Below are 21229 nucleotides of genomic sequence, written 5' to 3' on the forward strand. Positions count from 1 at the left end.
AAGCAGTTGGACCAGATGCAACTCAAGCTCTCGTCCTCCTGAAGTCCCATCTCTTGTCCCAAAATCCTTCATAACCGCCTATGGCGGTTCCCCGTCAAACCCCCAGCTCTGCTGGGGGTTATTGGCTCTCCCAGCGTATCGGCCCGAAAACCTGTTGCGGTTTCCGAAAAGCACGACGTGCCAGTTTAAACCTTACAGCGTCCTTTATGCATCCCAGAGGACGCATGGCGCTGTTATGGTATCCGTTTGGTGAATCTTTCCGATAAAAATCCAGCGATTTTAACCAGCAAGTAAGATTAACGCGCTTTAATTCACATACTTCAAGTATCGAGTATGGACGGGTTGAACATGCGTTTCAGGGTTTTGGACCAGACGTCCCAGCGGCTTTTGCGGAATGCCGCGATTGTTGTGATCGCCGGATTTGGCGCTGGCTGCAGCGCTGATACGATGCGCTTCACGGACGGCATCTATACGGGATCGACATCCAATCAGCAGTCGGTGATCAACAGGCCGGTATCACAGCCATATCCGCAAGCTGCGGCTCCCGCAAATGGTGGTTATGCCGGCTCCACCAGTCGTGGCGCGGTTACGCCTGTTACGCAGAGCGCGAGCGTTCAGCGCAGCAATTTGCCGCCGGTATCGTCCGCGCCGGTTGCCGGCGCCTCCAATAATACATCCCAGCAGCCGGCGCCGGTTGCGGCTGCGCCCCGCGTTGTTCGCCCGGCTGCAACAGGTCAGCAGGTGGCAGCCGCCGCTCCGGCAGCCATGAGTGCTTCGGGCGAAACCCAAATCATCGTGGAGCCCGGCGAATCACTTTTCGGCATTGCCCGGCGCACAGGCGTTTCGCCCAATGCGATCATGCAGGCGAACGGCATAGAAGACGCCAATAAAATCCAGGCGGGACAGAAGCTGAGAATCCCGGGGCAGGGCGCGGGTGGTGGGGTCATCGCCGCCAACGGGGTGCGGACATCAGGGCCAGCAACAGGCCGGGGTGAGCCTGAGAAGGTTCTGGGGCAATTGCCGCAGACCCCTCAAGCGCCTGGCAGCCGTCCTGCCAACAGCGGTGTGGCGGTCCTGCCGCAGACGCCGACGATCAGGGAAAAGCAGCCGGGCACGACAGCCTCGGCAGCGGCCGCATCGACCACCACCGCGCCGCCGTCGCCCGGCGGCAGCTACTCGGTGCAGAGCGGTGATTCGCTTTACGGAATCTCGCGGAAGACCGGCGTGCCGGTCGACGCCATCAAGAAGGCCAATGGACTGACCAATGGCGCCATCCGCGTCGGCCAATCGCTGGTCATTCCAGGTGCTGCGGGCGGCGCAACGCAGGTGGCCAGCGCCGGCAAGGTCGATCAGGTGAAAACCGGTTCGACGCCTCCGGCGACGCAACCCGTCTCCCAGGGAGCCAAGCCCTATACGCCGCCTGCGACGAGCAACAAGGTCATCGAGGATGCGGAAAAGGACGTGGCCGCAGCGCCGACGTCGACGGGCATTTCGCAGATGCGCTGGCCTGCACGCGGCCGCGTGCTGAGCGGCTTCGGCCAGCGTAATGGCGGCTCCATCAATGACGGCATCGACATCATGGTGCCCGAGGGGACGCCGGTAAAGGCGGCCGAAAACGGCGTCGTCATCTATGCCGGCGACGGGCTGAAGGAGTTCGGCAATACGGTGCTGGTCCGCCATGAAAACGGGCTGGTGACCGTCTATGGCCACAACAGCAAGATTCTGGTCCAGCGCGGACAGAAGGTGCGCCGCGGCGAGGAAATCGCCCGCTCCGGCATGAGCGGCAACGCCAAATCGCCGAAGCTGCATTTCGAGGTCCGCAAGAATTCCTCGCCGGTCAATCCGACGAAATATCTGGAATCGTAATTCCAGCAATCGATCAACGAGAAAAAAGCCCGCATCGTCGCGGGCTTTTTGCTTTTTCGGCTATCTCAGATGGCTTTTCCGAGCCGTCCGGCCAGATCCTGGATGAACTGCCAGGCGACACGGCCGGAACGGTTACCGCGTGTGGTTGCCCATTCCAGCGCTTCCGCACGCAGCCTGGGCTCCTCATAATCGAGGCCGAAATATTTCGCATAGCCATCGACCATCGAGAGGTAATCATCCTGGCTGCATTTATGGAAACCGAGCCAGAGGCCGAAACGATCCGAAAGCGAAACCTTTTCCTCCACCGCCTCCGACGGATTGATCGCGGTCGAGCGTTCGTTCTCGATCATGTCGCGCGGCAGGAGGTGGCGGCGGTTCGAGGTGGCGTAGAAGATCACATTCGACGGACGGCCTTCGACGCCGCCTTCAAGGGCTGCCTTCAGCGATTTGTAGGAGGTGTCGTCATGATCGAAGGAAAGATCATCGCAGAACAGAATGAAACGGTACTCGGCATCCTTGATGCTGCTCATCAGCGCGGGAAGGCTGTTGATGTCCTCGCGGTGGATTTCGATCAGCTTGAGCGGCGGACGGCCGGGGTTTTCCGCGTTGATGGCGGCCTGCACCGCTTTTACCAGGGATGATTTGCCCATGCCGCGCGCGCCCCAGAGGAGCACGTTGTTGGCGGAAAGGCCGTCGGCAAAACGGCGGGTATTGTCGACGAGGATATCGCGGACGTTGTCGACGCCCTGAATGAGCGAGATATCGACGCGATTGACCTTGATGACGGGATCGAGCATCAGGCGTGCGGGATCCCAGACGAAGCAATCGGCAGCGGTCAGATCGGCTGGCTGGGCCGCAGGCGGCGCGATACGCTCCAGGGCGGCGATCAGCCGGTCCAGCTTTTGCGACAGCATATCTTCAGTTGTCATACGGTGCCCCTTGGTCTCTAGCCCTGGATAATCGCGCTTCGGCGCCGATGGCTTATCACGCGCTTTAGGGAGCGAAAAGTGTGCGGCAGTTTTTTGTCCGGTTGCTTTTGAGACGGTAACCATTGTATTGCGCTGAACTAATTATGCTTGCACGATGAATTTCCACGAGGAGTTTTCGCATGTTTGTTACCCCGGCCTACGCTCAAGCCTCCGGCACGCCTTTCGGCCCGGATGTCCTGATGAGCATCCTGCCCTTCATCCTGATCTTCGTGATCATGTATTTCCTCATCATCCGGCCGCAGCGCACGCAGATGAAGAAACGCGAGGAGATGCTGAAGGCCATCCGTCGCGGCGACAGCATCGTGGCCGGTGCGCTGCTCGCCAAGGTGACGAAGGTTGTCGACGACAATGAGCTCGAAGCCGAGATTGCCGAAGGCGTGAAGGTGCGCGTGCTGCGCTCGATGGTCACAGACGTGCGGGTGAAGGGCGAACCCGTCGCCGACAACAAGAAGTGACCGCACGGTTTCATTTTCTTTGAAGGCGCATGCCGCATCCAGGTGAGTTCATCTGGACGCGGCAGCGTCGGACTGATTGGCCCTTGATGCTCTATTTCTCGCGCTGGAAGTCGGTTCTTATCTGGTTGATCGTGGCGGCGGGTGTCATTCTGGCGCTCCCCAACCTGTTCTCGCAGAACCAACTCGCAGCCTTGCCCGACTGGCTGCCGAAGCGCCAGATGGCGCTCGGGCTCGATCTGGCGGGCGGATCACGATTGCTTCTGCAATTGCCGCCCGAGAAAGCCGCCACGACCGATGCGACGATCGCGGTGATGAAGCGGCGCCTTAGCGAGCTTGGTTATGACAATCCGCTGATCGAGAAGCAGGGCAGGGATCAGATCAGGGTCGAGGTTCCCGGTCTTTATGACGCCCAGCTCCTGAAAGATATCCTGAGCCTGGAGGGTAATTTCTCCATTCAACTGGTCGATCAATCGGTGCCGGTGAATCAGGCGATTGCGGGCACCCCACCCGAGGGCTCCGAAATCGTCTATTCCGCCGATGATCCGCCAGTCGGATATCTCGTGCGCAAGGACGCAATCGTCTCCAGCAAGAATATCATCGACGCAGAGGCCGGGGTCGATACCGGCACGCAGGATGGTATCATCACAATAACGCTCGATGCCGCCGGTAATCAGAACTTTGCCGAAACGACGGAAGCCAATATCGGCAAGCCCATAGCCCTGGTCATTGACGATCAGGTGATCTCTGCGCCAGTTATCAGGGAGCGGATAGATGGCGGGCAGCTGCAGATATCAGGTGGTTTCGACATCCAGGCCGCGAGCAATCTTGCCGTGGTGCTGCGTGCCGGCGCGCTTCCTGCTCCCGTGACGGTGCTCGAGGAGCGCACGGTCGGTTCCGGCCTTGGTGAAAACCAGGCCAGCACCGGCGGGATCGCCATCGTCATCGCCGCGCTGCTGGTTGCGGTGTTCATGGTGCTGTCCTACGGCCTTCTCGGGCTCATTGCCGATATCGCGTTGGTGGTCAATGTCGCGCTGATCGTGGCGGCGCTGTCGATCATCGGCGCACCGCTCAGCCTCGCCGGTATCGCCGGCATCGTGCTCACCATCGGCATGGCGGTCGATTCCAGCATATTGATCTATGAGCGCATCCGCGAAGACAGCCGCAACGGCGCTCCGGTCCAGCAGGCGATCGAATCCGGTTTCTCGCGGGCGGTTTCCACGATTGTCGACGCCAATCTGACGACGCTGATCGCGGCGCTGGTGCTGTTCCTGCTGGGCAGCGGCGCGGTGCATGGCTTTGCGCTTACCGTCGCCATCGGCATCGTCACGACGCTCTTCACGACATTCACCTTCACCCGGCTGATGGTTTCGGAATGGTTCCGGGCGGCAAAGCCGACGCGGGTCCCTGGCCGGTTCCTGAGGCTCGTGCCATCACGTACGAACATTCCGTTCATGCGCCTGCGCCGCCTGACGCTCGGCGTCTCGACGCTGGCGAGCATCGCGGTGATCGCTCTTTTCGCCATTTTCGGCATGAATTACGGTATCGATTTCCGCGGCGGGGCGCTGGTCGAGCTTCAGGCGCGGCAGGGAAATGCCGATATCGCCGATATCGAGAACCGCCTGGCGGAGCTCAATATCAGCGAGGCCAAGGTCGAACCGCTCTCGCCCCGTTCGGTGCTGATCACCGTCGGCAGCCAGGAAGGCGGCGAGGATGCCGAGCAGACCGTCGCCGTCAAACTGCGCGGCGAACTGGAGGAGGATTACAGCTTCCAGCGCGTGGACGTGGTCGGGCCGACGGTTTCGTCGCAATTGTCGCGGGCAGGAACGCTTGCCATTATCCTGTCGCTGCTGGCGATCTTCGCCTATGTCTGGCTGCGCTTCCAATGGCAGTTCGCGCTCGGCGCAGTGCTGGCGACGATCCACGACGTCATCCTTCTCGGCGGCGTCTTCATCGTGTTCGGGCTCGAATTCAATCTGTGGAGCGTTGCCGCGATCCTGATCGTGATCGGCTATTCGCTGAACGATACGGTGGTGGTCTATGATCGGGTGCGTGAAAATCTGAAGCAAAACAATGTGGTGTCGCGAACAGCGCTTGTCGACGCCTCGATCAACCAGACGCTGTCGCGCACGATCCTGACCTCGGTCGTAACGCTGCTGGCGCTTATAGCGCTTTATATCTTCGGCGGCGCCGATATGCGTTCGTTTGCGTTGACGCTCGGCATCGGCATCGTCGTTGCGACCTATTCGTCCATCTTCATTGCCGGGCCACTTCTGGTCATCCTGGGCGTGAAGACACGTTCAGGGCCGCAAGGTGGCACGGCGCAGCCAGCCGCGCCGGAAATCTGATCTATGGCTAAGGGCATCGAATTTCGCGACGCGCATTTCCCGGGACGTGTACCGATTGACGCCTATGGCAATGGGGGTTTTCGCTTTGCCGACATGTCGCATCGCGGCTCGATCCTTTGCCTGCCGTCCGGCATCTATGGCTGGGAGCCGGTGACGCCGCCGGTGCCGGGCCTCGGTGATATCGGCAAGATCATGGAGGAGGCGGATCAGATCGAAATCCTGCTGGTGGGAACAGGAACCGATCTGCGCCGGCTGCCGGAAGACCTGCGCGCCGTGTTGCGTGAACATCGTATTTCCGCTGATCCGATGAGCACGGGGGCTGCGGTGCGCACCTATAATGTGCTGCTCGCCGAAGACCGGGCAGTCGCTGCGGCTCTGATCGCTGTCGATTAAGACAGTTTGCTGTAAGCTTTCCCGATGGATGCCAACGAAACCCACTGCATGGATTTTTTGCGCGATGCAGACCGCGACCGCTACCTCTCGGTGCTTTATGCGCCTGAGGAAAAGCGTGGGGGACTTGCCGCGCTCTACGCCTTCAATGCGGAGGTGGCGCGCATCCGCGATCTGGTGCACGATCCGCTGCCCGGCGAGGTGCGGCTGCAATGGTGGCGCGATCTCGTCAACGGTACCGAACATGGTGCGGCGGCGGGGCACCCGATTGCCGCTGCCCTGTTGAAGACGATCGACCATTATCAATTGCCGCGCACGGCATTCGACAATTATTGCGAAGCACGGATATTCGATCTCTATGACGATCCGATGCCGAGCGGCAACGATCTGGAAGGCTATTGCGGCGAGACCGCATCGGCATTGATCCAGCTTGCAGGCCTCGTCCTGGACGGCGAGGCAGCACCGCGCTTCGCCGAGCTTGCCGGGCATGCGGGTGTTGCCCAGGGCGTGACGGGGCTGTTGCGGCTGTTGCCGTTGCACCGCCGGCGAGGCCAGGTTTTCGCGCCGGCGGATTTGCTGAAAGCTGTCGGCGCGAGCCCGGAGGCGCTATTGGCCGGTACCGACAAAGATGCTCTCAATCGGGTCGTGGCGGCGATGGCCGCGCTGGCGCAGGAGCATCTCGCCGCATTCGACAAGGCTAAGGGTGTGCTGCCCGCCGCACTCAAGCCGGCCTATCTGCCGGTTGCGGTCGTACCGGCCTATCTCAAGGCGGTCATGCGCAAAGGGGAAGACGCAGCAACGCAGATTGTCGAGATATCGCCGATACGGCGGCAGTGGATCATGTTTCGCGCGGCTATTGGCGGGGTGTGATCACTCCGCCGCCACAGCCACCGCGGGCAGGCCGAGCCAGGCGCGACAATCGGCAAGCGCGCGGGCGCTCAGTGCGCGTTTCTTGGCGCTGGTCTTTTCCTTGCCGCGCAGGCGCTTTCCCTCGGTTTTCGGTGTTTCAATCGGCGGAAACAGGCCGAAATTGACGTTCATCGGCTGGAAGGAACGCTTGCCCGGTTCGTCCTGGGAAACAAGGTGGCCTCCGGTGATGTGGCCGAGCAGCGCGCCGAACGCCGTCGTTACCGGCGGCAGCGAAGGCTCATTGCCGAAATGTTCGGCGACCGCGAAACGCCCGGCAAGAAGGCCGATGGCTGACGATTCCACATAACCTTCGCAACCGGTGATCTGTCCGGCGAAGCGCAGGCCCGGCCGCGATCTGAGTTGCAGCGATGCGTCGAGCAGCACCGGCGAGTTGAGATAGGTGTTGCGGTGCAGACCGCCAAGCCTTGCGAATTCAGCGTTTTCAAGACCCGGGATAAGCCGGAAGATCGCGGTCTGCGCGCCATATTTCAGCTTGGTCTGGAATCCGACCATATTGTAGAGCGTGCCAAGCGCATTGTCCTGGCGAAGCTGCACCACGGCATAGGCTTTCACCGCAGGATTATGGGCGTCGGTCAGCCCCATCGGCTTCATCGGCCCATGACGCAATGTTTCGGGGCCGCGCTCGGCCATGATCTCGATCGGCAGGCAGCCGTCGAAATAGGGCGTGCCTTCCCATTGCTTGAATTCGGTCTTTTCGCCATCGATCAGCGCCTGGACGAAGGTTTCATACTGCTCCTTCGTCATCGGGCAATTGATGTAGTCCTTGCCGGTGCCGCCCGGTCCCACCTTGTCGTAGCGCGACTGGAACCAGCAGACATTCATGTCGATGCTGTCGAAATGGACGATGGGGGCGATGGCATCGAAGAAGGCCAGCGCATCGGCGCCTGTCTCGGCGCGTATGGCCTCGGCGAGATCGGGCGCGGTCAGCGGGCCGGTCGCAACGATGGTGGCGCCCCAATCGGCGGGCGGCAGGCCGGTGATTTCGCCGCGCTCGATGGTGATCAGCGGATGGGCCTCAAGCTTGGCGGTGACGCCTTGCGAAAAACCGTCACGGTCGACCGCCAGCGCACCGCCGGCGGGCACCTGATGCGCATCGGCGCTCGCCATGATCAGCGATCCGGCCAACCGCATCTCGGCATGCAGCACGCCGACGGCATTGGTTTCGGCGTCATCGGAGCGAAACGAGTTGGAACATACCAGTTCGGCCAGCCCATCCGTCTTGTGCGCATCCGTTCCGCGCACCGGCCGCATCTCATGCAGGACAACAGGAATTCCGGCCTGCGCGATCTGCCAGGCGGCCTCGGAGCCCGCAAGGCCGCCGCCAACGATATGTATCGGCTGTTTCGACATTGAATTCGACATATTTGCTTTTGAAATCGACATGGGCTTCACTTAACGCCTTATCGCTCGGGCTTCAACGGCGAACCGCATGTGCGGTTCTGCCATTTTGCTATTCGTCAGGGGTTATAGAACCAGGAGGCGAACACTGTCTGAACGGGCACGGATCGGGCTGTTTGCCGCGGCGGTGATTTTTGCCGGCGGCGCGGACATTGCGGAAGCACAAGGGGCGAGCTTCAGGGTGTGTCATGGCTATGATTGCTACCGTTCGACGCGCGTAACGCTGACCGCAGGTGATTTGAAAAGAATTGCGGCGGCGATGGCGCAGGGCATGAAATCCGCGGAAGCCGAACGCTCCGCCGTGCGCCGTGCGGTAGCAATCTTCGAAGAACGGAGCACTGCCGTCATCGGCGTTCGCGATAAAGCAAAAATGCAATTCGGCAGGGCGCGTATCAAGGGCCAGATGGATTGTATCGACGAATCCACCAACACCGACCATTTCCTGAAATTCCTGCAGAGCACGGGATGGCTCAGACATCACCGGATGGCGCGCAAGACATCGCGCGGCTTCTTCCTCGACGGGCGGTATCCACATTGGACGGCGGTTCTGAAGGATGAACACGGCGTGCTCTGGGCAGTCGATTCCTGGTTCGAGCCCGGCGGCGGACTACCTGACGTGATGAAGCTGTCGGAATGGAAGCAAAGAGGTGTCGGCGGCCAGCGTTGAGCGAAAAGGGCCTTACAAAAACAACACCCGCCGCGGGAGGAGGTGCGGCGGGTGTCGTTTGGTAAAGGCCGACTGGGAGGAGGAGTGCCGGCCTTCGATCGCTTGGGCCTGGGAGGAGGATAGGCCCTCGCGATATTCTTTATTTTTCGGAGTTAACGGCACTCGCTGTGGGAGGAGGTACAGCGAGTGCCATTAGGTAAGGCCGGCTGGGAGGAGGAGTGCCGGCCTTCGATCGCTCAAGCTCGGGAGGAGGATAAGCTTTCGCGATATTCGTTAAGGCGCTCGACGCGTCGTTTGGTTCCTTAGCGGGCGCCGGACTGGCGAGCCACGTAAGGGATGTCGGCGCGGGAAATGCCGAGGTCGCTCAGTTCGCGGTTCGAAAGGCGGTTCAGTTCGCCGACGGTGTCACGGTAACGGCGCCAATTGCTGTAAGAGCGGATCAGGTTCATGTCAGTCAACCTTCTGTTCGATATCTCGATGATCGCTGTCTCGATCGTTGAACTGGATATAGTCCAGGATTCCCCGGGGTTGCAGACCCAAGTTTGCATAGCTGACCTGCAATTGCTGCAATGCATCATCAATCGATTTTATTTGCTGCGATGCACAAATTCGGAATGACTTTGGGCCCGCCGAATCTTGGCGTTTTTGATCTGCCGATCTTGCGGTAGTGTGTGCCGATTTTGCAGCGGCACGAATCAGGAGTTCAGCGTGGCATTTCCCATCCCTGTCCGGGCCTATATAGCCCGCTGGCAAAAGAAGGGCCTTATCGATGACGATACGGCCGAAGCGCTTCTCTCCGATCTCAAAAGCCAGGGCGGCGGATTTGGCCTCGGCAATACGCTGGCCGTTCTCGGGGCCGTTCTTCTTGGCGTTGCCATCATCACGCTCATCGCCGCCAATTGGGAGGCGATGCCGCGCCTGCTGCGGGTTGCGCTGATCTTCGCGGTGATCTGGGGCGGTTACCTCGGTGGCGCCTGGCGTCAAAGCCGCGGCGATACGGTGTTTTCGCCGGCGCTCTATCTCGTTGCGGCCATCGCTTTCGGTGCCGGGATCGCCCTGATCGGGCAGATGTATCATCTCTCGGGCGATGCGGCGTTTGCCGCGCTGGTCTGGACGGGCGGCGTCATGGTCGCTGCCTTCCTGCTCAGATCGGGGACGCTGGCGATAGCCAGCATGGCGATTGCGGGCTTTTACCTTTTTTCCTTTTTGAGCGACGGTTTTTATCCCGACAGGCAGTATCTGTTGATCGCGCCGTTGCTGGCGGCGCTTGGGGCGGGGCTTGCCTGGTACACGAAAAGCCGTGCCGCGGCGGATCTGGTGGCGTTGTTCCTGATCGCCTTCTTCCTGGTCAGCTATTTCGATTTCGACTCACTCATGGTGCTCTGGCTGACCGCCGCAGTTGGGCTTGCGCTTTTTCTTCTCGACGGCTTTCGTCCTGATCTGTCGGGCAGGATCGGCAGCTTCGGTCCGGCGCTCGCAGCCTATGGCCTTGCGGCAGCCCTGCTGGCGCTGTCGGTGATGCAGTTCGAAGACATCATGCGGGACGCTGCCGGACGGGTTATTTTCGGCGTCGTCATTCTCGGGCTTTCAATTGGCGCGCTGGTGCTTTCGGGACGCAGAAACCCATCCGTGCGGTGGATCGCCTATGTCGCGTTCTCGCTCGAGGTGCTCTATCTGGCCTTCGTGACCGTCGGTACGCTGATCGGCACATCGGGTTTTTTCCTCACCGCAGGTATTCTCCTGCTTCTGCTGGCAGTTTTCGTGGCGCGCATGGAGCGGCGGCTTCATGAAAAGAATCCGAAGGCGGTGGCAAGCATATGAAAAACAAGCGTATATGGCTTTTCGCCCTGGCGACGCTCGCCGCACTTTTCCAGTCCGGCATTCTCTATGCCAGCATAGAGAAGCGCGCCTCGGTCCTGCGTGATGGCAGACAAGTGGTGCTTTTGACGCAACCGGTGGACCCGCGCGATCTGATGCGCGGCGATTACGTCACTCTCGGCTATGCCATTTCCTCAATCAAACGTTCCGATATTACCGGCACGCCCGATAATGGAAATTGGGAAAACGGAAATCCGGATGTCTACGTGACGGTGAAACCGGCGGCAGACGGAAACTGGCAGCTTGCGCGCGCCTCATTCCAGCCGATCGAGGATATCGCCCCCGACGAGGTCATGCTCAAAGGACGGACCCGCTACGCCGCGCCATCGCAGCCCAATGCTCTCGTCAGCGTTGATTATGGCATAGAGCGGTACTATGTTCCGGAGGGTGAAGGCGGCGCCGTCGACGATGCGCAACGGCAGCAGAATATCCAGGCCGTCATCGCCGTTTCCGCATCCGGGCAAGCGCAGATCAAGGCGCTGAAGGAGAACGGGAAACCGCTTTACGAAGAGCCACTGTACTGAAAGTGCGGACATTTGCCGAAAAACGGGAGGCGAGGGCTTATTCTCGCCGAAATGGACGGCTTTTTTCCTTTGAACACTGAAAATTGGATGATATAGAGACGCGCGCTTTCGGGGGTGGTTCAGGCTCAGAAGCGGATGTGGCGAAATTGGTAGACGCACCAGATTTAGGTTCTGGCGGGAGACCGTGGGGGTTCGAGTCCCTCCATCCGCACCAGCGAAAGGCCACGAAGGCAAACAGTTTTTCTCCCGCTTACGAAGGCAAAAGGGCCGGTGACGGCGGGACAATGCAAAGAAGTGAAGGTTTGGACATGCAGGTTACCGAAACGCTCAATGAAGGGCTGAAGCGCGAGATCAAAGTCGTGGTTCCGGCCAAGGATCTCGAGGCGAAGCTTTCCGAGCGCCTCGAGAATGCCCGGTCGCGGGTACGCATCAACGGCTTCCGTCCGGGCAAGGTACCGCCGGCGCATCTGCGCAAGGTCTACGGCAAGTCCTTCATGGCCGAAGTGGTCAATGAGATCCTTACCGATACGCCGCGCTCGGTTCTGTCGGATCGCAACGAGAAATCGGCGACCCAGCCCGAGATCGTCATGAGCGAAGACGAGAAAGAGGCCGAAAAGGTTCTCGACGGCGAGGCCGATTTCGTCTTCTCGCTGAATTACGAAGTCCTGCCGAAGATCGAGGTCAAGGATGTATCGGGCATGTCCGTGACGCGCGAGATCGTCGACGTTTCGGATGAAGAGATCGAGGAGCAGGTCAAGCGCGTCGCCTCGTCCGCCCGCAGTTTTGAGCCGAAGAAGGGCAAGGCCGAAGACGGCGACCGCGTCACCGTCGACTATCTGGGCAAGCTCGACGGCGAGCCTTTCGAGGGCGGCGCCGATACGGACGCACAGCTGGTGCTTGGTTCGGGGCAGTTCATCCCGGGCTTCGAGGAACAACTCGTCGACGTCAAGGCCGGTGACGAAAAGCAGATCAAGGTGACCTTCCCCGAGAATTACGGCGCCGAGAAGCTGGCCGGCAAGGAAGCGACCTTCGACATCACCGTCAAGGAAGTCGCCAAGCCGGGCGAACTCGAACTCAATGATGAGACCGCCAAGCAGCTCGGTATCGAATCGATGGACCGTCTGCGTGAGGTGATCCGCGAGCAGATCGAGAGCCAATACGGCTCCTTCACCCGTCAGAAGGTGAAGCGGCAGATTCTCGATGCACTGGACGGCGAATATCAGTTCGAAGCGCCGCAGAAGCTGGTCGATGCGGAGTTCAACAATATCTGGGCGCAGATCAACAATGATCTGCAGGAAGCCGGACGCACCTTCAAGGATGAAGATACGACCGAGGAAGCCGCGCGTGAGGAATACCGCAAGCTGGCCGAGCGCCGCGTGCGTCTTGGCCTGGTCCTCTCCGAGATCGGCGAAAAGGCCGGTCTCGAAGTGACCGAGGATGAATTGCAGCGCGCCCTTTACGATCAGGTCCGCCGCTATCCGGGTCAGGAACAGCAGATCTACGAATTCTTCCGCCGGACGCCTGACGCCGTTGCCAATCTGCGTGCGCCGATCTTCGAGGAAAAAGTCGTCGATCATCTGCTGTCGACGATCCAGGTGACCGACAAGAAGGTCAGCAAGGAAGAGCTGATGGCCGAGGACGAGGCAGCGGAGACTGACACAAAGCCCGCAAAGAAAGCCGCGCCGAAGAAGAAGGCGGTGGCGAAGAAAAAAGACGCTGAATGATCAGCTCATTCAAATCATCAAAAGGCCGCCCTCGGGGCGGCCTTTTCATTTTGAGAGACATGAGCTTCCTGTAAAAGTTTGGAGGCGGGCAGTACTGCGGCTCAATTGCCGTTTCGGCTCTTGCCTCCGCCGATGCTTTGCACTAGCGAATAAAAGACAAATCCAGCAATGACGAGCCAGCATGACACTCATCGATACGCGCACGCCTGAACCCAAACGTCTTATTTCCGGTGCGACCGGTGAATGGGAAGTGATCGTCGGCCTGGAGGTCCATGCCCAGGTGACGTCGAATTCGAAGCTTTTCTCCGGCGCTTCGACCTCCTTCGGCTCCGAGCCCAATTCCAACGTGTCGCTTGTCGATGCGGCCATGCCGGGCATGCTGCCGGTGATCAATATCGAATGCGTCAGGCAGGCGGTCCGCACCGGGCTCGGCCTCAAGGCGCAGATCAATCTGAAATCGGTGTTCGACCGGAAGAATTATTTCTACCCCGATCTGCCGCAGGGCTACCAGATTTCGCAGTTCAAGCAGCCGATCGTCGGCGAGGGCGTCGTCACGGTTTCGGTCGGACCGGATTCGAAAGGTCAGTTCGAGGATATCGAGGTCGGTGTCGAGCGGCTGCATCTGGAGCAGGATGCGGGCAAGTCGATGCACGACCAGCATCCGACCATGTCCTATGTCGATCTGAACCGCTCGGGCGTGGCGCTGATGGAGATCGTCTCGAAGCCGGATATCCGCTCGTCGGACGAGGCGAGGGCGTATCTGACGAAGTTGCGCACCATCGTGCGCTATCTCGGCACCTGCGACGGCAATATGGATGAAGGTTCGATGCGCGCCGACGTCAATGTCTCCGTGCGCCGCCCTGGTGAACCGTTCGGCACGCGCTGCGAGATCAAGAATGTCAACTCCATCCGCTTCGTCGGCCAGGCGATCGAATATGAGGCACGCCGGCAGATCGCCATTATCGAGGATGGCGGCACGATCGACCAGGAGACGCGCCTGTTCGATCCGGTGAAAGGCGAGACACGTTCGATGCGCTCCAAGGAAGAAGCGCATGACTACCGCTATTTCCCCGATCCCGATCTACTGCCGCTCGAATTCGACCAGGCTTTTGTCGATGATCTGGTGCAGCACCTGCCGGAATTGCCTGACGACAAGAAGGCCCGTTTCATGGCCGACTTCGGCCTGTCGGAGTATAATGCTTCAGTTTTGATTGCAGAGGCGCTGGAGGCAGACTATTTCGAAAAGGTTTTGGAGGCAGCGCAATCTGAAGGCGTGAACGTGAGCGAGCCGCAAGGCGTTGGCCATACAGTGGCTCATGGCATTTCGAATATGATAGTAAATGAACTATTTGGTGCACTTAGAGGCGCCAATCTCGGAATTGACCGCTCCCCGATTTCTCCGAGCCAGCTTGCTTCGATTGTTATTCTGATGCGAAAAGGAACGATCTCAAGCAAGATCGCCAAGGATCTGTTCGAGATCGTCTGGAACGAGGGCGGCGATCCGAAGGTGCTCGTCGAAGAGCGCGGCCTGAAGCAGGTGACGGATACCGGCGCTATCGAAAAAGCGGTGGACGAGGTGATTGCCGCCAACCCTGACAAGGTCGAGCAGGCCCAGGCCAAGCCGGCGCTTGCCGGCTGGTTCGTCGGTCAGGTGATGAAAGCCACGGGCGGCAAGGCCAATCCGCAGGCGGTCAATGAACTGGTGAAGGCAAAGCTGGGTATCGAATGAGATGTGGCTGAGAACCGCTACCAAGGACGATATTCCAGCCGTTCGGGATCTTCTGGTCGCGACATGGCACGCGGCCTTCGACGATGTCCTGGGCGTCGAGACGGTGAATGCCATTACCAATAAATGGCATTCGCTCGATGCGTTGAAGAAGCAATTGTCGAAGCCCTATTCGGAATTCGTTCTCGCCGATGACGGGTCCGACCTCTACGGGATGGCGTTTGCGAGCCAGACCGACCAGACACTCGCCAATCTGCACCAGCTCTATGTAAGGCCGGAAAAGCAGGCGCAGGGTATCGGCACCTTGCTTCTCATCGAAATGGAAAGCGCTTTTCCGAATGCGCGCCGGCTGCGGCTTGATGTGATCGAGAAGAACGGCAAAGCCGTGCAGTTCTACGAAGGCAAGGGATATGCCCGCACCGCCCGTACGGAGAACTGGGGCGATCCGGATTCCGGCATCGCGGTGCTGACGCTCGAAAAGGCACTGGCCGATTGGCCTCTATAGGCCCGATTGCCCCGATCTGCCCATATCAGCGTCAACTTGACCCTTGCCTTGACCGGACGATGCGGCCATAAGCAGGGATATTCTTCTCATCGAACTCTCATGGAAGATCATATTTTCGCGAGAGATAACGGTTTGGATTTGGATGCACCATGAAGAGTTTTCTGCTTCAGTTTTTCACCTGGTGGAACGGCCAGACGCTCGGCACGCGCTTTCATACATGGCGCAAGGGCCAGCATGTCGGCGAAGATGAATTCGGCAATGTCTATTATCAGGGCGGAACCGATTCCGAGGGGCGGACACGCCGCTGGGTGATCTATAAGGGCTATGCCGAGGCATCCGCCATTCCCGCCGGTTGGCATGGCTGGATGCACCATCGTGTCGATACGCCGCCGACGCAAGAGGATTACAAGCCGCGCGAGTGGCAGAAGCCGTTTCAGCCCAATCTGACCGGCACGCCTTATGCCTACAGGCCGAAGGGTTCGATTGCCAATGTGGGCGCCAATCTGGGCGAACGCCCGAAGGTAACGGGCGATTACGACGCCTGGACGCCCGGCAGCTGATTTCGGCAGGGCAGGATGATTTTGCCAGCCGACCGCCTTGATCAGCCACATTCCTGGTTTAAAGATATGCTGGCTTGGTTTAAAGACATGTTGGCGATCGGGTTGCTACAAGACCCACCCATCGAGATTATGCGGAAGCTGATTTGACAATGATCCGCCATGCGACGCGAAGCTTCGGCACCCGGATTTTTTCCGGTTCTGCCGCTATCCTGTGCATTCTGGCTTCTCTCATCGTTCCTGCTGTTGCCGAACGCATATCAAATCCGATCGCCGAGTTTTCCGGCCTCGACAAGATCACCGGACGGATAACCACCTTCGACGTCTATATCGACGAAACGGTGCAGTTCGGGGCTTTGCAGGTCACGCCACGGGTTTGCTATTCGCGCACAGAAGACGAGGCGCCGAAGACCGACAGCTTCATCGAAGTCGATGAGATCACCTTGAACAGGAAAATCCGCCGGATCTTTTCGGGTTGGATGTTCGCCGACAGTCCCGGCCTCAACGCCATCGAGCATCCAGTCTATGACGTCTGGCTAAAGGACTGCAAGCAGAGGTCGGAAGTACCCGCGCCAGGCCGGACGAATTGAGCGCTACTGCCTCATTTCGCTAGATCAGTTCACTTTCAGACGGAAACGATGCGTTCAGGCGTTCCTCAATCTTGACGGCGGCAAACGCCCTATTCCAACCATAGCAACAGCGGCATTGTGGAGGCATGGATTCCTGTGACAAGCACAGGAATGACGGAAATGGGGATTTCGCCCCTATGACAACTGTTCTGCAGCGGAAACGCTGGCGATTGACTACCAACACCTAAACTGCCGTCATTCCTGTGCCCGGGCCTGTGCTTGTCACAGGAATCCCCTCGCCATCTCCACAGTTCCGGCGGTGCAGAATGGTGTATGGCTAGAGTCTGTCAGGACTAGCTTGAAACAGCTTCCACCTGGCCGTCATTCTCGGGCTTGTCCCGAGAATCTACCGCAGTCTGATCTGTTCGTACGGTAATTGCTTTTCTTTTTACTTATGGCAGATTCTCGGGACAAGCCCGAGAATGACGACGAGACAAGACCCCTTGTCGTATCAACGATTCAATTAATCCATGACAGACTCTAGACGATTCCATCAAAACAGGAACGCTTTAGATCAGTTAGAAACGCGCCAGGCCGAGCAGTGCTTCCTCCAGCATCCGCTCATATTTCTTTCGCGGCACTTCGATTGCTCCGAAGCGCTCCAGATGCGATGTGGTGAACTGCGTGTCCAGCAGGATGAAGCCGCGCTCGATCAGGTGCTCGGCGAGAAAGGCAAGGCAGACCTTCGAGGCATCGCGTTCCCTCGAAAACATGCTTTCTCCGAAAAACGCCCGGCCGAGCGTCACGCCGTAGAGCCCGCCAACCAAATTGTCCTCGCGCCAGGCTTCGACGGTATGGCAGTGCCCGCGCTGAAAGAGAGCAGCATAGGCCTCGCGAATCGGTTGGTTGATCCATGTGCGCGCGCGTTTGCCGGTTCCGCTTGCGCAGCCTTCGATAACACCGTTGAAATCGGTGTCGAACCGGATCTCGAAGCGACCCTGCCGGATGGTTTTTTTCAGGCTGCGCGGAAGATGGAAGTGGTCGAGCGGTATAACGCCGCGCTTTTCCGGCCTGACCCAGAAAACTTCCGGGTCATCGGCATCTTCGGCCATCGGAAAAACGCCGGTGGCATAGGCGCGCAAAAGGAGATCTGGCGAAATATGATCGTCGTTCGCAGGCGTCCTCCGCGCCACCCCAGTCAGTCTCCCAAATTATCGGCGGCCTGGCTGGCGAGATATTTCTCAAGCCAGTGGATATCGTAATCACCATTGGCGATATCAGGGTTGCCGATCAAGTCTTGAAACAGCGGCAGGGTCGTCTTGATGCCGTCGACGACGAATTCATCGAGTGCACGGCGCAAACGCATCATGCATTCCACGCGATTGCGGCCATGCACGATCAGCTTGCCGATCAGGCTGTCATAATAGGGCGGGATCCTGTAGCCGGAATAGACGCCCGAATCGACGCGAATGCCGAGGCCGCCCGGCGTGTGAAAATGCGTGATGACACCGGGCGAGGGCGTGAAGGTGCGCGGGTCCTCGGCATTGATGCGGCATTCGATGGCATGGCCCGAGAAACGGATATCCTTCTGCGTTACGGACAATCCGGCGCCGGAAGCGATACGGATCTGCTCATGCACGAGATCGATGCCGGTGATCGCCTCGGTCACGGGATGTTCGACCTGCAGGCGCGTGTTCATTTCGATGAAATAGAACTCGCCGTTCTCATAGAGGAACTCGATCGTGCCTGCGCCACGGTAGCCAAGCTCGGCGCAGGCATTGGCGACGATCATGCCGATCTTGTCGCGGGCCTCGGCGTTGAGCGCCGGCGAGTTCGCCTCTTCCCAGACCTTCTGGTGGCGGCGTTGCAGCGAACAGTCGCGCTCGCCCAGATGCACGGCATTGCCGGCGCCATCGCCCATCACTTGAACTTCGATGTGGCGCGGCTTTTCCAGATATTTCTCGATATAGACGGCGTCATCGCCGAAGGCTGCGCCTGCCTCGGAGCGGGCGGTGGAGAGCGCTACGGAAAGCTCTTCGAGCGAGCGCGCCACCTTCATGCCGCGGCCGCCACCGCCGGCAGACGCCTTGATGATGACGGGATAACCGATCTCGGCGGCGATGCGAGCTGCTTCGGTATCGTCGGTGACGCCGCCGTCCGATCCGGGAACGACCGGGATACCCAGGCGCTTGGCGGTCCGCTTGGCTTCGATCTTGTCGCCCATAATGCGGATGTGCGCGGCGGTCGGACCGATGAACGTTATGTCATGCGCTTCGAGGATTTCGGCGAATTTGGCATTTTCCGAAAGGAAGCCATAGCCGGGATGGATGGCATCCGCGCCGGTGATCTCGCAGGCGGCGACGATCTGATGGATGTTCAGATAGCTGTCGCGCGAGGGTGGCGGTCCGATGCACACGCTTTCGTCGGCAAGGCGCACATGCATCGCATCGGCATCGGCGGTCGAGTGCACCGCCACCGTCTGGATGCCGAGCTCCTTGCAGGCACGCAGCACCCTGAGAGCGATTTCGCCGCGATTGGCGATGAGGATTTTCTGAAACATCGTGTCCTATCCGCCCTTATTCGATGACGACCAGCGGCTCGCCAAATTCGACGGGCTGGCTGTCTTCGATAAGGATGGCCGTCACTGTTCCCGAACGGGGGGCCGGGATCTGGTTCATCGTCTTCATTGCCTCGATGATCATCAGGGTCTGGCCATCCGTGACCTTCTGGCCGACTTCGATAAAGGGCCGGGCACCGGGCGCAGGCGACAGATAGGCTGTGCCGACCATGGGCGAGGGAACGGCATTCTTGGAGACGTCTGCGGGCTTGGCCGCTTCCGCCGCGGCAGGGGCTGCCAGCGGAGCCGGGGCGGCGGCCATTTGAGCCTGCGGGGCCGTTCCGTGAACGACGGTGATCTGCCGCGAAACGCGAATGCGCAGATCGCCCTGCTCGACCTCGATATCGGTCAGGTCTGTCTGGTTCAGTATCTCCGCAAGATCACGGATGATCTCCTTGTCGATACCTGCGTTTCTGTTTGCCATCTTCCTGGCCCCTTTACCGCTTTGCCCGTTATTGTTCGTCATGTCTGGGTTTTTCCGGCCTGGGCATCGTCTCGTCCGGCGAATGCCGCAAGCGCGCGCAGCCCCATCACGTATCCGTCCGCGCCGAAGCCGCAGAGGACACCTCTGGCGACGGCCGAGACGAACGAATTGTGCCGGAAGGCTTCCCGTGCATGAATGTTTGAAAGATGCACCTCGACGACCGTGACCTTCGCGGCGCGGATCGCATCTTGAAGCGCGATCGATGTATGCGTGTAGGCGGCAGGATTGATCAGGACCAATGCGCCGCGCTCTCCGGCTTCCTGTATCCAGGTCACCAGATCGCCCTCATGGTTCGATTGCCGGAACTCCAGGCCGAAGCCCAGCGCCGCCGCTTCCTGGCGGCAAGCGGCTTCGATATCGGCCAGCGTTGCGGCGCCATAGATCCCAGGCTCACGCTTTCCCAGCATGTTGAGATTGGGGCCATTGAGGACAAAAATCGTTTGGGTCATTCCTGGTTACTGTACGGCCTGATCTACGCGTGAAGGATTGCCGGCATTCCGGGATATCGAATGAGGATGCGCATCCCATATAGAGGGGATGCACGCAAGGTAAAAGCCTGAAAATGGCGGAGAAAGCAGGATTCCAACCTGTTTCCCCACCGAATTTTCGATCATTTTACAGCGCCGTGCATTCTTCAGGACGCACAGCGCTGTCAGTTATTGAATCTGCGCATGCCGTCACCCCGAAGCCGGTTCCCACTTTCGGGCGACATGCTTTAGCCATTGGCATCGCGCTGTTCGGCGATTTTCTGAGCAAGCCCATCGAGCCCGATCGCACCTGGAACAACTTCCTCGCCGATGATGTAGGAAGGCGTGCCGGTGATGTTGAGCGCGTTGGCGATCTGGTAATTGTCCTGGAAGGCCGTTGCGATTTCCGGCGCCTGCATCTTTTCACGCAATTGTGTTTCATCCGCGCCGAGCTTTACCGCCGTATCGATGGCCGTCTGTTCCGTGGCGCGGCCCTGCTGGCCGAGAAGCGCTCGGTGGAATTCGAGATATTTGCCGGGCATCAGCGACTGGAAGGCTTTCGCGACCATATGGGCCTTGACCGAATCCGGGCCGAGGATCGGGAACTCCTTCATGACGAAACGGACATTCGGGTCGCTTTTCAAGAGCGCATCCATGTCGGGCAGGGCGTGCTTGCAGTAACCGCAATTGTAATCGAAGAACTCGACGACCGTGACGTCACCATCGGGATTGCCGAAAACCGCATCCATCGGCGAGCTGAACAGCTTGTCGGCATTGGCGGTGATCGCCGCACGTTGCCCGGTCCGGGCCGCCGCCGCCTGCTTCGTCTCGAGCGCATTTTGCACGTCGAGCATGATTTCCGGATTGCTGATCAGATAATCCTTGACGATCGCCTCGATGGCCGAGCGGTCGGGAGCGGTATTTGCTGTCTGTGTCGAGGCCATTTGCACCGGAGCTTCGGAAATATCCTGAGATGTGCGTGCGGTCCCTGCATGATAGCCCAGGAAAAGGGCGCCGAGCCCGACCACGCCGCTGGCGATCGTTATGGTGATTGCGTTCTTCATCGTTTTTCCAATCCGGGGCCGATGTTCAAAATATCTGTCTGTTGTATTGATCAACGAGGCGCGTTGCCAGACAA

The 21229-nt window shown here is 59.4% G+C and carries 20 protein-coding genes, 1 tRNA gene and 1 pseudogene; 14 read left to right on the top strand and 8 right to left on the bottom strand.

The features are described 5' to 3' along the window. The first annotated feature begins 348 nt into the window (after window positions 1-348). Window positions 349-1866: a LysM peptidoglycan-binding domain-containing M23 family metallopeptidase gene (locus C5748_RS17805; RefSeq protein WP_105743416.1), complete on the top strand. Its 1518-nt coding sequence runs from the start codon at window positions 349-351 to the stop codon at window positions 1864-1866. 65 nt (window positions 1867-1931) lie between these two features. Here C5748_RS17805 and C5748_RS17810 read toward each other — a convergent pair whose 3' ends face one another. Then, window positions 1932-2795, bottom strand: a complete 864-nt coding sequence (locus C5748_RS17810) for an ATP-binding protein (protein WP_105743289.1) — start codon at window positions 2793-2795, stop codon at window positions 1932-1934. Window positions 2796-2974: 179 nt separating this feature from the next. Here C5748_RS17810 and yajC point away from each other — a divergent pair, with 179 nt between their 5' ends. The 4 genes from yajC (at window position 2975) to C5748_RS17830 (ending at window position 6915) form a co-directional block, all read left to right on the top strand. Next, the gene (yajC, locus tag C5748_RS17815) at window positions 2975-3310 is read left to right on the top strand and encodes a preprotein translocase subunit YajC (protein ID WP_105743290.1); all 336 of its coding nucleotides are present in this window, start codon (window positions 2975-2977) and stop codon (window positions 3308-3310) included. 86 nt (window positions 3311-3396) lie between these two features. Then, a complete protein-coding gene (gene secD / locus C5748_RS17820; RefSeq protein WP_105743417.1) occupies window positions 3397-5655 on the top strand; it encodes a protein translocase subunit SecD in 2259 nt (752 codons plus the stop codon). Between the two features lie 3 nt (window positions 5656-5658). Beyond that, window positions 5659-6048, top strand: a complete 390-nt coding sequence (locus tag C5748_RS17825; RefSeq protein ID WP_105743291.1) for an Mth938-like domain-containing protein — start codon at window positions 5659-5661, stop codon at window positions 6046-6048. A 24-nt stretch (window positions 6049-6072) separates the two neighbouring features. Then, window positions 6073-6915 (top strand): phytoene/squalene synthase family protein, encoded by an 843-nt coding sequence (locus C5748_RS17830; protein WP_105743292.1) that lies wholly within the window; start codon window positions 6073-6075, stop codon window positions 6913-6915. On the opposite strand, the gene trmFO is transcribed toward C5748_RS17830, so the two are convergent. Continuing rightward, window positions 6916-8337 (bottom strand): methylenetetrahydrofolate--tRNA-(uracil(54)-C(5))-methyltransferase (FADH(2)-oxidizing) TrmFO, encoded by a 1422-nt coding sequence (gene trmFO / locus C5748_RS17835; protein WP_105743418.1) that lies wholly within the window; start codon window positions 8335-8337, stop codon window positions 6916-6918. 67 nt (window positions 8338-8404) lie between these two features. On the opposite strand from trmFO, the gene C5748_RS17840 reads away from it, so the two are divergent. Next, window positions 8405-9040, top strand: a complete 636-nt coding sequence (locus tag C5748_RS17840; protein ID WP_245581853.1) for a hypothetical protein — start codon at window positions 8405-8407, stop codon at window positions 9038-9040. Window positions 9041-9342: 302 nt separating this feature from the next. Here C5748_RS17840 and C5748_RS17845 read toward each other — a convergent pair whose 3' ends face one another. After that, complete coding sequence (locus C5748_RS17845; RefSeq protein ID WP_105743293.1) at window positions 9343-9489, bottom strand: DUF1127 domain-containing protein; 147 nt, start codon at window positions 9487-9489, stop codon at window positions 9343-9345. A gap of 259 nt (window positions 9490-9748) precedes the next feature. Between C5748_RS17845 and C5748_RS17850 the strand changes: the two genes are divergently transcribed. The 8 genes and pseudogenes from C5748_RS17850 to C5748_RS17885 form a co-directional block, all read left to right on the top strand. After that, window positions 9749-10861: a DUF2157 domain-containing protein gene (locus C5748_RS17850; protein ID WP_105743294.1), complete on the top strand. Its 1113-nt coding sequence runs from the start codon at window positions 9749-9751 to the stop codon at window positions 10859-10861. Further along, complete coding sequence (locus C5748_RS17855) at window positions 10858-11442, top strand: GDYXXLXY domain-containing protein (protein WP_105743295.1); 585 nt, start codon at window positions 10858-10860, stop codon at window positions 11440-11442. The genes C5748_RS17850 and C5748_RS17855 overlap by 4 nt, the downstream gene beginning before the upstream one ends. 131 nt (window positions 11443-11573) lie before the next feature. Further along, a tRNA-Leu gene (locus C5748_RS17860) sits at window positions 11574-11656 on the top strand. 94 nt (window positions 11657-11750) lie between these two features. After that, the gene (gene tig / locus C5748_RS17865; protein ID WP_199194828.1) at window positions 11751-13166 is read left to right on the top strand and encodes a trigger factor; all 1416 of its coding nucleotides are present in this window, start codon (window positions 11751-11753) and stop codon (window positions 13164-13166) included. 181 nt (window positions 13167-13347) lie between these two features. Beyond that, a complete protein-coding gene (gene gatB, locus C5748_RS17870) occupies window positions 13348-14895 on the top strand; it encodes an Asp-tRNA(Asn)/Glu-tRNA(Gln) amidotransferase subunit GatB (protein ID WP_105743297.1) in 1548 nt (515 codons plus the stop codon). 1 nt (window position 14896) lies between these two features. Continuing rightward, the gene (locus tag C5748_RS17875; protein ID WP_105743298.1) at window positions 14897-15397 is read left to right on the top strand and encodes a GNAT family N-acetyltransferase; all 501 of its coding nucleotides are present in this window, start codon (window positions 14897-14899) and stop codon (window positions 15395-15397) included. Between the two features lie 149 nt (window positions 15398-15546). Beyond that, the gene (locus tag C5748_RS17880; protein WP_105743299.1) at window positions 15547-15957 is read left to right on the top strand and encodes an NADH:ubiquinone oxidoreductase subunit NDUFA12; all 411 of its coding nucleotides are present in this window, start codon (window positions 15547-15549) and stop codon (window positions 15955-15957) included. Between the two features lie 239 nt (window positions 15958-16196). Then, window positions 16197-16544: pseudogene (locus tag C5748_RS17885) on the top strand (DUF2155 domain-containing protein); the annotation flags it as partial. A 557-nt stretch (window positions 16545-17101) separates the two neighbouring features. On the opposite strand, the gene aat reads toward C5748_RS17885, so the two are convergent. From aat to C5748_RS17910, 5 genes are all read right to left on the bottom strand, one after another. Further along, on the bottom strand, window positions 17102-17683 hold the full coding sequence (gene aat / locus C5748_RS17890; RefSeq protein WP_280953492.1) for a leucyl/phenylalanyl-tRNA--protein transferase: 582 nt from the start codon (window positions 17681-17683) through the stop codon (window positions 17102-17104). A gap of 38 nt (window positions 17684-17721) precedes the next feature. Next, window positions 17722-19083: an acetyl-CoA carboxylase biotin carboxylase subunit gene (gene accC, locus C5748_RS17895; protein WP_105743302.1), complete on the bottom strand. Its 1362-nt coding sequence runs from the start codon at window positions 19081-19083 to the stop codon at window positions 17722-17724. 16 nt (window positions 19084-19099) lie between these two features. Then, window positions 19100-19564: an acetyl-CoA carboxylase biotin carboxyl carrier protein gene (gene accB / locus C5748_RS17900; protein ID WP_105743420.1), complete on the bottom strand. Its 465-nt coding sequence runs from the start codon at window positions 19562-19564 to the stop codon at window positions 19100-19102. Between the two features lie 38 nt (window positions 19565-19602). After that, window positions 19603-20073, bottom strand: a complete 471-nt coding sequence (gene aroQ / locus C5748_RS17905) for a type II 3-dehydroquinate dehydratase (RefSeq protein ID WP_105743303.1) — start codon at window positions 20071-20073, stop codon at window positions 19603-19605. A gap of 266 nt (window positions 20074-20339) precedes the next feature. After that, the gene (locus tag C5748_RS17910) at window positions 20340-21155 is read right to left on the bottom strand and encodes a DsbA family protein (RefSeq protein WP_105743304.1); all 816 of its coding nucleotides are present in this window, start codon (window positions 21153-21155) and stop codon (window positions 20340-20342) included. Window positions 21156-21229 lie beyond the last annotated feature (74 nt).

It is taken from the genome of Phyllobacterium phragmitis (assembly GCF_002980495.1).
In the GTDB taxonomy this organism is placed as follows: Bacteria; Pseudomonadota; Alphaproteobacteria; order Rhizobiales; family Rhizobiaceae; genus Paramesorhizobium; species Paramesorhizobium phragmitis.